Source organism: Micromonospora sp. NPDC048835 (genome assembly GCF_040649995.1).
Lineage (GTDB): Bacteria > Actinomycetota > Actinomycetes > Mycobacteriales > Micromonosporaceae > Micromonospora.
Genome location: NZ_JBEZGM010000018.1, coordinates 44,022 through 59,866, shown reverse-complemented (window position 1 = coordinate 59,866; position 15,845 = coordinate 44,022). Strand labels below are relative to the sequence as shown.

Genomic DNA, 15,845 nt, shown 5'->3' with positions numbered 1-15,845 from the left:
CTCGTTACGCGCGGGGCAGTCGCGGGATGGCGGAGGTCGACGCCGGGGCGGCCGGTTCGTCGGTGTTGGCGGCACGCAGCTCCTCGATCCGGGCGGCGAGCCCGGCCACCGTGGGGGTCTCGAAGAGGCTGCGCATCGGCAGCCGCACGCCGGTCGCCTTGCGCATCGCCGCGATGAGCTGCACCGCGACCAGGGAATTGCCGCCCAGGGCGAAGAAGTCGTCGTCGACGCCGACCTCGGCCACCCCGAGCCCGTCCTCCCACACCCGGGCGATGACCTTTTCCAGCTCGGTGCCCGGTGTGGCGCCGCCGTCCCCGGGGCCGGACCGGGTCGAGCCGGTGAGCGTGTCGTCGGCGGTGACCCGACCGGCCCGATGCCTGATGTCGGCCACCGTCCGGGTGGCGATGACGACCTGGGCGCCGAGACCGGCGGTGAGGCAGCGGCGGAACGCCTCCGCACCGTCCACCGGCCGGATGTCCTCGGTCGAGGCCGACGACGGGGCCTCGACAGTGGACGTCTCGGTCAGCCCACCGGTGACCGCCCCCTGGTCGACCCGGCGCAGCACGAAGTCGCTGATCGCGACCAGTTCCCGGCCGTCCGGGTCGCGCAGTGACAGGTCGGCGGCGACCACCTCGTCGGTGTGACCGGGCCGGTGTCGCAGCTCGCTGGTGAACCGGGCCGGCAGCGGCCCGCGCACCACGATCCGGCCGTAGGACAGCGGCAGGTAGGTGCCGCTGCCCTGGCCCCGGCCGAACGCGGTCGCCACGTCCAGCAGCGCGGGGTGCAGGCCCCAGGCGGGCAGGTCACCGAGCGCGGCGGCAGGGGCCTCGATCACCGCCAGCTCGGTGGCGTCGGCCAGATGGTGCTCGGTCAAGGCTGCCCAGCGCGGCCCGAAGGTGAGCATGCTGGTGCGGCCCCGGCCGAAGGACGCGTCGTCGTCCACCCGCCGACCGGCAGGTTCGACGCGGTGGGCCGGCGGGGTGGGCTCGTCGGTCCAGCCGGCTCCACCCCGTACGTGGGTGCGCAGGACACCGTTGGCCAGGCTCCGGACGGCGAAGTCGGTGCCGCCGTCGTCGGCCGGCGTCAGCTCCACCCGGTACTGGGCGATGGTGCCGTCGGGCACCGCGAACGGCTCCAGGAAGACCACGTCGCGCAGCTCCACTGCCGCGTCCCCGTCGGGCGCGGGCATCGCGGCGGCCACCGCGGCCCGCACCGACTCCAGGTGGGCGGTGCCCGGTACGACCGGTACGCCGGCGATCCGGTGCTCGTCGAGCAGCCAGTGGGTGCTGGCGGAGACCAGGCCGTGCAGCACGGTCTCCGTCGGCCCGCTGACCTTCGTGGTGAGTACCGGGTGGTCGACGGTGCTGGTCACCGTGTCGCGGCCGGCGGCACGGAACCCGGCCGGCGCGGCGGTCTCCACCGCCATGCCCACCTCGGCCCAGCCGCCCCAGTTCTGCGACAGCACCGGAGCGCGCCAGCCGGCACCCGAGCGGGCGTGCGCGTCCAGGAACGCGTTCGCGGCGCAGTAGTCGACCTGCCCCAACCCGCCGACCACTGCGGTGATGGACGAACAGAGCACCACGAAGTCCAGCGGCAGGTCACCGAAGACCTGGGCCAGGGCGAGCGTGCCGGCGAGCTTGGGAGCGAGCACCCGCTCGGCTTCGGCCCGCTCCTTGACCTCGATCATTCCACCGCCGGGCAGACCGGCCGCGTGCACGATGCCGTCGATGCCGCCGTACGCGTTGTGCGCGGCGTCGCGGACCCGGCGTAGGTCGGCGGGGTCGGTGACGTCGGCGGCGAGTACCAGTACCTCGGCGCCGGCGGCTTCCATCCGGCGGATCGCCGCGATGGCCCGACCGGCCCGGTCGTCGCCGTGCACGGCGAGGTGGTCGTCCCACCGCTCCCGCTCCGGAAGCCCGGAGCGGGCCAGCAGCACCAGCTTGGCGCGGGCGCGGGTGGCGAAGTCCTCGGCCAGGGTGATGCCGATGCCGCCGAGCCCACCGGTGATCAGGTACCGGCCGCCGTCGCGCAGCGCGCCCGACTCCCCCTCGGCGTCGAGCGTCACCTGCTCGACGTCGGCCACCCAACGCCGGCCCCCACGTAGGGCGACCTCAGCTTCCCGAGGACGGCGCAGTTCGGCGACCAGCGCGGTGACGTCGTCGTCGGCCGGGTCCGCGTCGACCAGCCGGACGGCCAACCCGGGTAGTTCGGCCGGGAGCACCCGGGCCAGCCCGGCGAGGGTGGCGTGCTCCGGGCGGCGCAGGTCGTCGCCGCGCACATCGCCGGTGCCGGCGGTGACCAGATCCAGGACGACGTCGCCGTCCTCGCCGGTCAGGCCGGCGCCGGCCAGCGCCTGCACCAGGTGCAGGGCGCTGAAGAAGCCCAGCTCCTGGGCCGCCCAGGTGGCCGCGATGTCGGTGCCGGTCGGCGCACCGTCAAGCGTGAAGGCGTGCACCAGCCGGGTCGGCAGTCCACCGTCGGCGGTGAGCGCGGCGACCAGCGCCTCGTGATCCGAGCGCACCCCGGGGCGCAGCCGGTAGCCGCCGTCGGCGGTGAAGGCGTCGCCGGGGCGTACCGGAATCGGGTCGGCACCGGCGGCCCGCAGGCCGGCGACCAGGGCGTCGCCGCGCGGGCCCGCGGTCAGCACCAGGCAGCGGCCCAGCGCCCCGGTCGGCGGCAGCGGGGCGGCCTGCCGCCAGACCGGCACCGCGAACCACTCGGGCAGCGGTCGCGGCCCGGCCTGCACCGCGGCGGCGGCGACCTGCTGCTCCGGGTCCGGGTCGATCCAGTAGCGGCGGCGCTCGAACGGGTAGCTGGGCAGCGGCGCCCGCCGCGCCGCCGGGTCCACGTCGAACCGTACGGGCAGCCCGGCGCACCAGAGCGCGCCGGCGGTGCCGAGCAGAGCGGCCAGGTCGCCGGTGGTCTCCCCGGCGGCGGGCAGGCTGCCCAGCGGGATGAGCGGCCGCTGCTCCGGCGCTGCCCTGGCGACCTGCATCCGGGCCAGGCTGGCCAGTTGCCGGCCGGGACCGCACTCGACCAACTGCCAGGTGCCCGCCGCCAGCAGGGTGGCCACACAGTCGCCGAAGCGGACCGGCTGGCGCAGGTGCGCCGCCCAGTACGCCGGGTCGGTGGCCTGCTCGTCGGTGATCCAGGTGCCGGTCACGTTGGAGAGGAACGGCACGGTCGGCGGGCGCAGCGACACCGTGCCCATCAGCGCGGTGAACTCGGCGAGGACCGGCTCCATCATCGGCGAGTGGAACGCGTGCGAGGTGCGCAGCATCTTGGACTTCGCCGTCAGCGCCGCCGCGAACGCCTCGACGGCGGCGGTCTCGCCGGCCACCACGCAGGTCCCCGGCCCGTTGACCGTGGCCACCGAGAGCCCCTCGGGCAGCACGTCGGCGACCGCCGACTCGTCAAGCGAGACGGCGAGCATCGACCCGGTGGGCAGCGACTGCATCAGCCGTCCCCGGGCGGCGACCACCCGCAGCGCGTCCGGCAGGCTCAGCACCCCGGCAACGGTGGCCGCGACGTACTCACCGATCGAGTGGCCGATCATCGCGGCCGGGCGTACGCCGGTGGCCTGCCAGAGCGCGGCCAGGGCGTACTCGACGGTGAACAGCGCCGGCTGGGCGTAGCGGGTCTCGGTGAGCTTCTCCCCCGCCATCGGATCCCGGCCGAGGATCAGGTCACGCAGGTCGATGCCCAGCTCGGGAAGGAGCAGTTCGGCGCACTCGTCGACGACCGCAGCGAAGCGGGGCTGCTCGGCGTGGAGCTGTGCGCCCATCCCGGCGTACTGGGAACCCTGACCGGAGAACAGGAGAGCGACCTTCGGGGCTGGACGCCCGGTCGACGGTTGCGCTGCGCGCTTCGGGGCGCGCAGGGCCGCGACGGTGCCGGGAAGATCCGACGCGACCACCGCGCGGCGGTGCGGGTGCGGGCGGCGGCCGACGCGCAGGGTGTGCGCGACGTCGGCGAGGTACGCGGGCCCGGCGTCCGCGGCACCGTCCAGGTGGGCGGCGAGGCGCTGCACCGCGGCGTCCAGGGCGCCCGGGGTGGCCGCGCTGACCTGGAGTAGATGCGCCGGGCGCACCCGGCGGTCGGTGCGGTCCGCCGCCGGCGCCTCCTCGAGCACGACGTGCGCGTTGGTGCCGCCGATGCCGAACGAGCTGACCCCGGCCCGGCGCGGCCCGCCGTCGGTGTCCCATTTGGTGAGGGTGCTCGCCACGTAGAACGGGGTGTCGGCGAACTCGACCGCCGGGTTCGGCGTCTCGTAGTTGATCGTCGGTGGGATCAGCCCGTGCTCCATGGCGAGCACCGTCTTGATCACGCTGACGATGCCCGAGGGTTGGCTGAGGTGGCCGATGTTGGACTTCACCGACCCGATGCCGCACCAGCCCCGCTCGTCGGTGTCCCGGCCGTAGACGGCGGAGAGCGCGGCGACCTCGATCGGGTCGCCCATCGCGGTGCCGGTGCCGTGCGCCTCGACGTAGCTGATGGTGCGCGGGTCGATGTCGGCCATGTCGACGGCCTGGGCGATCGCGGCCACCTGCCCGTCGACGCTGGGCGCCGTGAAGCCCACCTTGGCGGCGCCGTCGTTGTTGATGGCGTTGCCGCGGACTACGGCACGGATGTGGTCCCCGTCGGCGATCGCGTCGGAGAGCCGCTTGAGCAGCGTCACCCCGACGCCACTGCCCCACACGGTGCCGTTGGCGGCGGCGTCGAACGGGCGGCACCGGCCATCGGGCGAGGTGAAGCCCTCCATGCCGAGGTAGCCGACGTGCGGCAGCTCGATGTTGACACCGCCGGCCAGCGCCATGTCGCACTCACCGTTGCGCAGCGACTCGCAGGCCAGGTGGAACGCGACAAGCGAGGTGGAGCAGGCGGTGTGCACGGTCAGGCTCGGCCCGCGCAGGTCCAGCCGGTACGACACGTTTGTGGCCACGTAGTTCGGCGAGTTGCCGGTGGCGATCGAGACCGTGCTGTGTGGGTTGCCGCCGACCCGCTGGTTACGCAGCACGTGGCGGTGCAGGTAGGTGTTGCCGCCGGTGCCCGCGTACACGCCGATCGCGCCGTCGTAACGGCCCGGGTCGTAGCCGGCGTCCTCAAGCGCGGTGTGGCAGGACTCCAGGAACAGGCGGTGCTGCGGGTCGGTCAGCTCCGCCTCCCGGGCGGTCATCCCGAACAGCGTGGCGTCGAACTCGTCGTAGCCGTCGACAAGCGGGGCGCGGTTGACCCAGCCCGGGTCGTCGACCTCCGCGGGTGTCGCGCCCCGGGCGAGCTGCTCCTCCCGGGTCAGCTCGGTGGTGGACTCCACGCCGTCGACCAGGTTGCGCCAGAACTCGTGGACGTCCGCGGCGCCGGGCAGGCGCGCGGCCAGGCCGACGATCGCGATCGGTTCGATGCCGTGATCAGGTGACTCGGTGAGGTGGTCGGACTTGTCGGCTGCGGTCGGGTTGCTCATCAGACTGTCCCTCGTCACGCGGAGCCGCCGGGGCGGCGAGGTGGGTTACGACGGGTACGGCCGCGGCGTGCGGCGGCCCGCATGGCGGCTCGGGCCAGCTCCGGCCGGTCGCCGGCACCGTCGAGGCTGGCGGCGAGCGCGCGGACGGTGGGGTGGCGGAACAGGTCGAGCATGCGGATGGACCGGCCGGTCGCGGCGGTCAGCCGGGCGTGCACAGCGGCGAGCGCCAGCGAGTGCCCGCCGATGTCGAAGAAGTTGTCGGTCACCCCGACCCGGTCGTGCTCCAGCACCTCCCGCCAGATTCCGGCGATCAGCTCCTCGGTTTCGGTGCGCCCGTCCGGGCCGACAGGCGTCAGCGCGGGTGGGGGGCCGACCGGATCGCCGCCGGCGACCGTCATCGCGCCGAGCTGCGGCACCCGCACGGTGGGTCGGGGCAGCGCGGTGGCGACCTCGCGGGCCGGCGTGTTGGCCGCCGCGGCCAGCGCGCCCACCAGCTCGGCCAGGTCGGCGAGCAGGTCGTCGACGCGCCCGGCGTCGAACAGGTCCGGGTTGTAGACCACCTCGACGCCGGTACGACCGCCGTGCTGCACCACGTAGACGGTGATGTCGAACGGCGAGCCCGGCTTGGGCACCGACACCGGCTCGGTGGCCAACCCGGTCAACGTCAGCGCGGGCGGCGCGAAGTTGAGCACGTTGAACAGCACCTGCACCAGCGGTGCGCGGGCGGTGTCCCGGCCGACGCCGAGCGCCTCGACGATGCGTTCCAGTGGGGCCCCCGGGTGGGCGGTGACCTCGTGCAACTCCCCGGCACACCGGTCGACCAGCTCGGTGAAGCTCACCCCGCCGGTGCGGACCCGCACCGGCACCGTGTCGATGAAGAAGCCGATGACGTCGTCGAAGGCGGCCAACCGTCGGTCGGCGACGATCGCCCCGAGCACGTGGTCGTCGCCACCGGTGAGCCGCGCGATCAACTCACCGAAGGCCGCCAGCAGCACCGCGGCGACCGTGGTGCCGCGACGCTCGGCCAGCTCGCGGACCGCGCGGTCGGTGTCGGCGGGCAGCCGGACCGCCGCCTCCGCCCCGGCGTACGTCTGCACCGCCGGCCGCGGCCGGTCCCGGGGCAGGTCCAGCACGGTCGGCACGCCGTCCAGGTGCCCCGTCCACCAGGCCAGGTCGGGCCCGCCCCGCAGCCGGTCGCGTTCGGCACGCCACACCGCGTAGTCGGCGTACCGGGCCGGCAGCGCCGGCAGGGTGGGCGCCGTGCCGGCCACCGCCTGGTCGTACCCGGCGGCGAGGTCGTCGTAGCAGATCCGCTCCGACCAGCCGTCGAAGACGGCGTGGTGCCAGGTGACGGCCAGCACGTGCTCGGCCGGGTCGAGCCGGTAGACGGTCACCTGCCAGGGTGGCCCGGTGGCCAGGTCGAACGGATGCGCGGCACCGGCCGCGAGCATCTGGGCCAGCTCCGCCTCCGGCTCGGCGCTGCCGGTCAGGTCGACCACCGGCACCGCCACGTCGGTCGGCTCGGTGCAGACCGCGTAGGGCACCCCGGCGGACTGCGGGATGCGCCAGCGCAGCACGTCGTGCCGCTCGGCGACGGCCCGCAGTGCCGCGCCGAGGGCCGCGATGTCCAGCGGGCCGCGCAGCCGGTGCGCCACCGCGATGTTGTACGGCGCACTGGACGGCGCGAGCTGGTCGACGAACCAGAGCCGGCGTTGCGGTGGGGAGAGGGTGGGCGGGTTGCCGGTGCGCAACCGGTCGTCACCGACGGGTGCGGCGGCCACCCGCTCGGCGAGCCGGCCGAAGGTGCGCTCGGTGAACACCTCACGGGTGTCGAGCTGCCGGCCCAGCTCGGCGCGCAGCGCGGCGACCAGGCGCATCGCCGCGATGGAGTTGCCACCGGCGGCGAGGAAGTCGGTCGCCGGCCCGGGAGCCGCGCCGAGCAGCCGGGTCCAGATGCCGGCCACGGCCGCCGCGAGGGGACCACCGGGCACCTCCGGAGCGACGGTGTCGGCGGATGAGGCGGTGCGGGCCGCGGCCAGCGCGCGCAGCGCGAGGCGGTCCAGCTTGCCGCTGATCGGGCTGATCGGCAGGGCCGCGCTGCGCAGCACCCGGGCCGGCAGCATCGCCGTGGTCAACCGACTGCCGGCGTACGCGCGCAGCCGCGCGTCGTCGGGGGCATCCGCCGGAGTGAGGAACGCGACCAGCTCGGTGCCGGCCGGACCGGGCACCGCCTCGACGGCCACCCCGGTCACCCCGGGCAGGTCGGCAAGCACCGCCTCGACCTCGCCCAGCTCGATGCGCTGCCCACGGATCTTCACCTGCCGGTCGGCCCGGCCCAGGTAGACGATCCGCCCGTCCGGGTCCTGGCGCACCAGGTCGCCGGTGCGGTACAACCGCTCGCCGGGCAGCCCGGAGAACGGGTCCGGAACGAACCGCTCAGCGGTCAGCGCCGGCCGGCCCAGGTAGCCGTCGGCCAGCCCGGGCCCGCCGATCAGCAGCTCACCGCTCTCGCCCGGCGGCACCAGGTCCAGCACGGCGTCCACCACGTACGCCCGGTGGTTGGGCATCGGCCGGCCGATCGGTACCGGGTCGACCTCGGTGGCGCTCAACGGGCCGCAGACTGCCAGCACCGTCGTCTCGGTGGGACCGTACGCGTTGAGAAAGCGGCGGCCGGGCGCCCAGCGGGCGGCCAGCGCGGCCGGTACCGCCTCGCCGCCGCAGAGCACCGTACGCCAGCCGGTCAGCTCGGCCGGGTCCACCATGGCCAGCACGGTGGGTGTGACGAAACCCCAGTTGACCTCGTGCTCGATGATGAACCGGGCCAGCCGGACCGGGTCGGCGCGATCCGCTGCGCCGAGGAGCTGCACCGTCCCACCGAGCAGCAGCGGCACGAACAGGTCGATGGTGGCCGCGTCGAACCCGAGCGACGCCAGGCCGAGGCTGCGTACGCCGGCGTCGGCACCGCTCGACGCGGCCACGCCCGTCACGAACTCCACCACGTTGCGGTGGCTGGTGAGCACACCCTTGGGCCGACCCGTGGAGCCCGAGGTGAACAGCACGTACGCCGGGTCGCCGGGCCGGGCCGGGCAGGGCGCGAGTGGGGCCGGGCCGGGCAACCCGACCGCCTCGACGCCGGGGGCGTCACCGAACTCGGTCTCGGCGGCGTCGCCGACCACCAGGGAAACGCCCGCGTCGGCGGCGATCCCGCGAAGCCGCCGACGCGGGCCGCCCGGTTCCAGCGGCACGTAGCAACCGCCGGCCAGCAACACCCCCAGCACGGTCGCCACCAGCTCCGGCCGGCGGCTGCCGCACACTCCCACCCGACTCTGCCGGCCGACGCCGCGGGCGCGCAGCGCGGCAGCCACCCCGGCCGCCTGGGACAGCAGCTCGGCATAACTGAGCCGGCTGTCCCACTGGCGCACCGCCGTCGCGTCCGGCGTACGGGCGGCCTGCGCGACCACCAGCTCGGCGATCGTCGCGTCCGGCCAGGGCAGGGTCTCGCCCCGTACGGCGTTGCTGGACAGTAGGTCGGTCACCCGTTCCCCCCGGGACAGCTGTTCGGATCGGTCATCTGCCGGCGCGGCTCACTGACGTAGCCACGACCCTGCGCGTCGGTCACCGAGCTGTCGCCCCGGCATCCACAACGTGCAGTCGCAGTTCACTGAAGTAGCGCCGACCGGCCCCGTCGGGCACCCAGGCGTCCTGTTCGGTGGGCAGCATCTCGCTGACCACCACCGTGGTGTCGTCGCCGCCGTCCCGCCGGGCCGCCCGGACCAGCACGCAGAACATGTCGGCGAAGACGGGGCTGCTCAGGTCGACGAAGCAGGGTTTGGTCTCGCTGCCGAGCTTGACGTACACCTGCTCGGGCAGGCCCAGCCGGCGTCGCCAGTCCCGTACGGCCAGGAAGCGGGCCCGCTCACCCTCCGCCGCGCGGAAGTCGCACGCGCCGACGGTGGTCCGCCAGGTCTGCCGGGCCACCACGAGCCGGTCCAGCGTGATCCTCGGGGTGTACGGTGCGGCCGCGACCAGCTTGAACCCGTCCACGGCGTGCAGGCTGAGCAGCCCGGCGCAGACCTCGGTCAGGGGCCAGCGCTGCCCGTCGGGGGCCACGACCGTCAGTCGGCCGTCCTCGTCCCGCACGGTCAGCGCCACCGTGGGCAGCACCCGGTCCGGGTCGGCGTTGGGCGCGGACGCGAAGGCCACCTGCCGGTCGGTGGGGCCGATCAGCGCCTCGGCGATCCGGCTGGTGCGGCGCGGCCAGTCGGTGGGATAGAGCAGCCGGATCCGGTTCGGGCCGAGGTCGGCCGCCAGCGCGTCGCGCAGCCGCTCCACGTCCGGGTGTGCGGCCGTGAACACCGCACAGTCGAACGACGGCCAGGCGGCGTGCAGCTCGCCGAGCACCACGGTGTAGTCGCCGCGGGCCAGCGCGTCGGCGTCGGCCGCGCAGATCTGCAGGTCAGGGCTGTGCAGCCGGGAGTTCGACCAGTATGGCCGCAGAACGGGGAAGACCTCGTCGACCCGGGCGGCCAGGTCCGCCACGTCCAGTCGCACGTCGGTGCTGCCCGGCGGCAGGTCGGCCAGCCCGAACAGCCCCGCCCAGCGGGCCGCGAAGTCGCCCGCCACCGCGTCGACCGGGCGCGGCCCGCTGCCCCAGAACATGCCCTGGACCAGGAACCACAGGTCGGACAGGGCCACCGGGGCGTCGCCGGCCTCGGCGCGCAGCTCGTCGTACAGCTCCCGGAACACCACCGCGTACGCCTCCTCCAGGGCGCCGGCCAGCCAGCGGGCGGCCCGCAGCAGCACGGCGAGCGGGGCGGCGATCCCGTCCAGCAGCGGTGCGCCGAACACCACGTCCAGGTCACGGCTGGTGTCCTCGTAGCAGAGCGTCCGACCGGCGTACATCTGCCCGGCCCGACGCTGCGCCGGCTGCCCGGTCAGGTCGGTGAACGTCTCGTCGAGCGCGTTCAGCGCGGCGTGCAGCCGGTCCGGATCGCCGGCCGCGCCGGCTACCGCGTCCCGGGCGGCGCAGAGCCGATCGAAGCCGGCCTGGGCGACGGCCCGCGCGGGGGCGTCGCCGACCTGCGCGATCCGCTGCCGCAGCACCTCCTCGGCGGCCGGACTCACCGGCAGCGCGGCGTCCCAGGTGGCCAGGTCCCGCTGCACCAGCCGGTCGAGCAGCGCGTACCCGTCCTCCGGCCGGCGCAGACCGACGGCCGGGTCGGTGACCAGCTCGTGGGCGGGGCGGTGGCCGTCGGCGGCACCGAGCAGTGCCGCCTCGACCGGCGACAGGGGCACCGGGGGTCGACCCGGCCGGCGCACCTCCCGGCCGGCGAGGCTCAGGTGCGGGGCGAGCTGGGGTGCCCACCAGCGGCGGACGGCCAGGTCCTCGGCGATCCGCTGCGCGTACACGGTCAGCGCCCAGGACTCGAACCACACCCGGCGGTCACGGGTCAGCGCCGCGCCCGGCCGGACCTCGGCGGCGACCGGCAGCTCCGGGTCGAGGGTGACCCAGCAGCTCGGGCCGAAGAAGCCGACGGTCTCGTTCTTGCCGCAGTAGCGCTGCCAGTACCTGACGACGGCCCGTTCGCGCTCGCGCCTACGGGTGTTGCGGGGAGCGTCGGGGCCACCACGGACCAGCCCGTCCAGGGTGGGCAGCACCCCCCGGTTCTGCCAGGTGACCGCCTCGCGTAGTAGCGGGTCGGCGGCCAGCTCGGTGATCCGCCGGGTGGCGGTGGACAGCGCCTCGGCGAACTCCTTGTCGAAGACGTCGGCGCCGGTGCCGGTGGTCAGCAGCTCGTCGGCCGCCGCGGCGGCGTGCGGCGCGGACAGCCGGGTCAGCCCGTCGGCCGGAAAGCCGGTGCTGCGCAGGATGGCGTCGCGCCACACCGACCAGCCGGTGTCGCCAAGCGGGACCCGGTACGCGGCGGCGGCCGCCCTCGGCGCGGTGGCCGGCGGTTCGGCGCTGAGCGCCGCGGTCAGGTCGGCGCGGATCGCGTCGGCCAGCTCGGGCAACGCCTCGTGCAGGAAGAAGTGCCCGCCGTGCAGCTCGTGCAGGGTGAAGCCGGCGGCGGTGTGCTCCCGCCAGGCCGCGCTCTGCTCCCGGGTCACCGCCTGGTCGCGCCGGCCGCTGAACGCGATGATCGGCACCGGCAGCGGCTCCTCGGGCCGGTACCGGTAGGTGTCCACCCGCTCGAAGTCGGCGCGCAGCAGCGGCAGCAGCAGATCGACCAGCTCGGGATGCTCCAGCACACCGGCGGGCAGGCCGCCGCCGGTCCGCAGCCGGCGCAGCAGCTCGTCGTCGTCCACCTGGGACAGCCCGTCGAAGATGGTGGGTGCGCTGACGTGCGGTGCGCGGGCGCCGCCGACGTAGAGCCGCAGCGGCAGTGGACGCCCGGCGCGGCGCAGCTCGCGGACCACCTCGAAGCCGAGCCGGCCGCCCATCGAGTGGCCGTAGATGGCGTAGGGCCCGGTGGCCCGCCCGGCGATGGCGCTCGCCACGTCGACCACCCGGAATCGCGGGTCCTCGCTGATCCGGTTTTCCCGGCCGGGGAGCTGCACCGGCAGCACCTCGACGTCCGAACCGAATCGGCCCGGAAAGTTGCGGAACGCGCCGGCTCCGGCGCCGGCATAGGGCAGGCAGAACAATTGCACCGGTGCCGGATCGCGGCTGCCGGCGGAGAGGAACCAGTTCACCGAACACCTTTCTGAGGAGGTTCGATCCAGTACCGCTGCCGCTGAAAGGGGTAGGTGGGCAGCGAGGTTCGTCGGACGCCGTCGGCCGGGTGCAGGGCCGTCCAGTCCAGGGGCCGGCCGGTCACCCAACCGGCGGCCAGGTCGCGCAGTGGGCCGGCCGGACCGACCACCCGGGTGTCCGTGGCCAGTAACGCGTCGAGCGCGGCGACCGCGGCGGCCGGGGTGGTGGCGACCACCGCGGCCCGGCAGCCGAACTCCCGTCGGCCCAGCGCCAGCGTCGCGGCGACCTCGGCCAGCGTGGGCGCGGTGCCCGCCAGGTGCCGCCGCAGCCGGGTCAGGGCCGCCCGCAGAGCCGCAGGGGTACGCGCCGACACCGGCAGCAGGTGTGCGCTGGCCGACCCGGTGTCGACCGGCTCGACCGCGGGTGGTTGCTCCACCACGACGTGCGCGTTGGTGCCGCCCAGCCCGAACGAGCTGACCCCGGCCACCCGGCGCGGCATTTCGGGCCAGTCCCGCGCCTTCGTCGGTACGTAGAACGGACCGGCGGCCAGATCGATCTCCGGGTGCGGACGGGTGAAGTGCAGGTTCGGCGGGATGACCCCGTGCTGTACGGCCAGCACCGCCTTGATCAGCCCGGCGATGCCGGCCGCGGCGTCGAGGTGACCGATGGCGGTCTTCACCGAGCCGAGCGCGCAGGTCTCGGCGGGGGCGGCGCCCTCGTACACCTCGTGCAGCGCGGCCACCTCGATGGCGTCCCCGAGCGGCGTACCACTGCCGTGTGCCTCGATGAAACGGACCTCGCCCGGGGCGACCTCGGCGGCGGCGAGCGCGCCGGCCACCGCGGCGGCCTGCCCGGCCGGCCCGGGAACGGCGTAGCCGGCCCGGTCGGCACCGTCGTTGGTGACCGCCCAGCCGGGCAGGATCGCGAGGACGCGGTCCCCGTCGGCCTGCGCGTCGGCGAGCCGACGCAGCGCCACCACCCCGACGCCGGAGCCGAAGCCGGCGCCCTGGGCGGCCTCGTCGAAGGCCCGGCAGCGCCCGTCCGGTGAGGCCAGGCCACCGGGGGTGTGCCGGTGCCGGGGCCAGGTGACGCTCACGCCACCGGCCAGAGCGATGTCACACTGGTAGTCGGCCAGGCTCTGCGCGGCCAGGCAGACCGCGACCAGGGAGCTGGAGCAGGCGCTCTGCACGGCCACCGCCGGCCCGGTCAACCCCAGCCGGTACGCCACCTGGCCGGGCAGGTGGTCGGTGAGCTGCCGGCCGATCAGGCGGGCCTCCCAGTCGTCCGGATCGACGTCACCGGTCACGGCCGGGTTGTCCATCAGGTGGAAGAGGAAGTAACGGTTGACGGAGGTGGCGCCGTACACGCCGACGAGGCCGGGGAACCGGGTCGGGTCGTGGCCGGCGTCCTCAAGCGCCTCCCACGCGGTCTCCAGGAACAGCCGGTGCTGCGGGTCGGTACGGGCGGCCTCCTGGTCGCCGAAGGAGAAGAACTCCGCGTCGAAGTCGGCGATGCCGTCGAGCCGCCCGGTGGCCTTCACGTGCCGGGGGTCGGCGCGCAGCCCGGGGCCGACGCCCAACGCCGCCAACTCCTCGTCGCTGTGGTCGTGGATGGCGTCCACGCCGGCGCACAGGTTCCACCAGAAGGTGGCCACGTCCGCCGCTCCCGGGAACCGGCCGGCGAGACCGACCACGGCGATCTCCTCGCCGGTGTACTCGCGGACGCCGACCGACGAGGAGTACGCACCGCCGGTGGACGGCGACGCGGTGGACGCCGAGGCGGTCGCGGCGGGCGGGGCCGGCAGGTCGGCGGACGGCGGCGGGTCGACAAGTCGGGCCTGGGCGGCGACCGTCGGATGGTCGAAGAGCCGCAGCAGCGGCAGCCGGACCCCGAACCGTTCGGTCAGCCGCTGCTGTACCTGACCGAGCAGCAGGGACTGCCCGCCGACGTCGAAGAAGCTGTCGGTGCGGCCGACAGCGTCCCGGCCGAGCACGGTGCACCAGATGTCGTGCACGATCCGCTCGGTCGGGTTGGCCGGTCGATCCTCGGCCAGCACGGCCCGGGCCGGCGCCGGCAGCGCCCGTTCGTCGATCTTGCCGCTGACGGTCAGCGGAAACTCGGCGACCGGCACGACGGCGCGGGGCAGTGCGTACTCGGGTAGTTGCCGGGCCAGGGCGGCCCGCAGCGCGACCGGGTCCACAGGTGTCCCGGTCGACCGGACGTACGCCAGCAGCTCCCCGTCGCGGGCGATGGCTCGCACCTCGGCGACGCCCGGCTCGGCGGCGAGCACCGACTCGACCTCGGTCAGCTCGACCCGGTACCCGCGCACCTTGACCTGCCGGTCGAGGCGGCCGAGGCAGCGCAGCTCGCCGGTGGGCAGCAGCTCGCCGAGATCGCCGGTGCGGTACGTCGGCACCCCGTCGGGGTCCAGCCCGAACCGGTCGCTGACCTGGTCGAGGTAACCGGGGGCGAGGTGCCGCCCGCGCACCACGATCTCGCCGTCCGGTGTAAGCCGCAGCGCGTACCCGGGCAGGGCGGTGCCGATGGGCAGCGGCCCGGTGGCCGTACTGTCGACGTCGGCCAGCGGCAACGCGGACCGGGCCGCGAAGGTCATCTCGGTGGCACCGTAACCGTTGACGAGCACGCACCCCGGGGCGAAGTGACCCTGGGCGCGGGCGGCGTCGGCGTAGCTGGCCTGTTCGCCACCGAGCAGCACCACCCGGACCCGGTCGAGCCGGTCGACGCCGGGAGTGTCCAGCAGGTACCGGAAGACCGTCGGGGTGGAGTGGTAGACGGTGACGCCGTGCCGGGCCAGTTGCTCGACGGCGTACGCCAGCCCGTGGCGGCGCAGGTCGACCGGGACGACGGCGGCACCGGTGAGCAACGCCGGGTAGAGGTCGGGGATGGCCGCGTCGAAGCTGAACGAGGCGAGCAGGCTGAGCCGGTCGTCCGGACGCACGTCGAGGGTGGCGATCTGGTTGTCCACCACGTGCAGCAGGTTGCGGTGGGTCTGCCCGACCGCCTTGGGCCGGCCGGTGGAGCCGGAGGTGAACAGCACGTACGCGAGGGCGTCCGGGTCCACCGACACCGGCCGCAGCGGCGCCGGCCGCACGTCGACGGCGGGGACCACCCGCGTGCCGGGCCGGTCGGTAGCGAGCCGGCGGGCCAGCTCGGTGTGCTCGCCCCCGCTGAGCAGCACGGTGACGTCGGCGCCGTCGACGAGCTGGCGCAGTCGCTGCTTCGGGAAGCCCGGATCGAGCGGCACGTAGGCGGCGCCCGCGGCGAGGGTGCCCAGCATCGCGGCGATGGTGCCGGCACCGTGTGAGGTCAACAGTCCAACCCGGTCGCCGGGTCGGACGCCGGCCCCGGCGAGCAGCTCGGCGTGGCCGGCGGCCAGGCCGGCCAGGCCGGCGTAGTCGAGCGGGCCGCTGTCACCGAGCACGGCGGGATGATGGGGCCGGGCGGTAGTGGTATCGCCGAAGCGATGGATCAGCGTCGAATTTTCCATCTCAGGACGCGGACATCGCTCCACACAAGACGGGCACGCCACGGTCGGCCACATTGATCATGATTCCCCCCCAGGACTTCACAATGGAGCGAGCATAGGGCTCAATGCCTGACACGGAAGATCATCGACCGGAGTCGACCCGAAGGGCTAGCGGGTGATCAGACGAGGGATGACAAACATCG

The 15,845-nt window shown here is 74.7% G+C and carries 4 protein-coding genes; all 4 read right to left on the bottom strand.

Annotated features, from left to right (window positions below; genetic code table 11):
- Positions 1-4 precede the first annotated feature (4 nt).
- Complete coding sequence (locus tag AB0C15_RS21630; RefSeq protein ID WP_357354570.1) at positions 5-5,461, bottom strand: SDR family NAD(P)-dependent oxidoreductase; 5,457 nt, start codon at positions 5,459-5,461, stop codon at positions 5-7.
- Between the two features lie 14 nt (positions 5,462-5,475).
- On the bottom strand, positions 5,476-8,997 hold the full coding sequence (locus AB0C15_RS21625; RefSeq protein ID WP_357354568.1) for an amino acid adenylation domain-containing protein: 3,522 nt from the start codon (positions 8,995-8,997) through the stop codon (positions 5,476-5,478).
- Between the two features lie 79 nt (positions 8,998-9,076).
- The gene (locus AB0C15_RS21620) at positions 9,077-12,154 is read right to left on the bottom strand and encodes a thioesterase domain-containing protein (RefSeq protein WP_357354566.1); all 3,078 of its coding nucleotides are present in this window, start codon (positions 12,152-12,154) and stop codon (positions 9,077-9,079) included.
- Positions 12,151-15,663: an AMP-binding protein gene (locus AB0C15_RS21615; RefSeq protein WP_357354564.1), complete on the bottom strand. Its 3,513-nt coding sequence runs from the start codon at positions 15,661-15,663 to the stop codon at positions 12,151-12,153. The genes AB0C15_RS21620 and AB0C15_RS21615 overlap by 4 nt, the downstream gene beginning before the upstream one ends.
- Positions 15,664-15,845 lie beyond the last annotated feature (182 nt).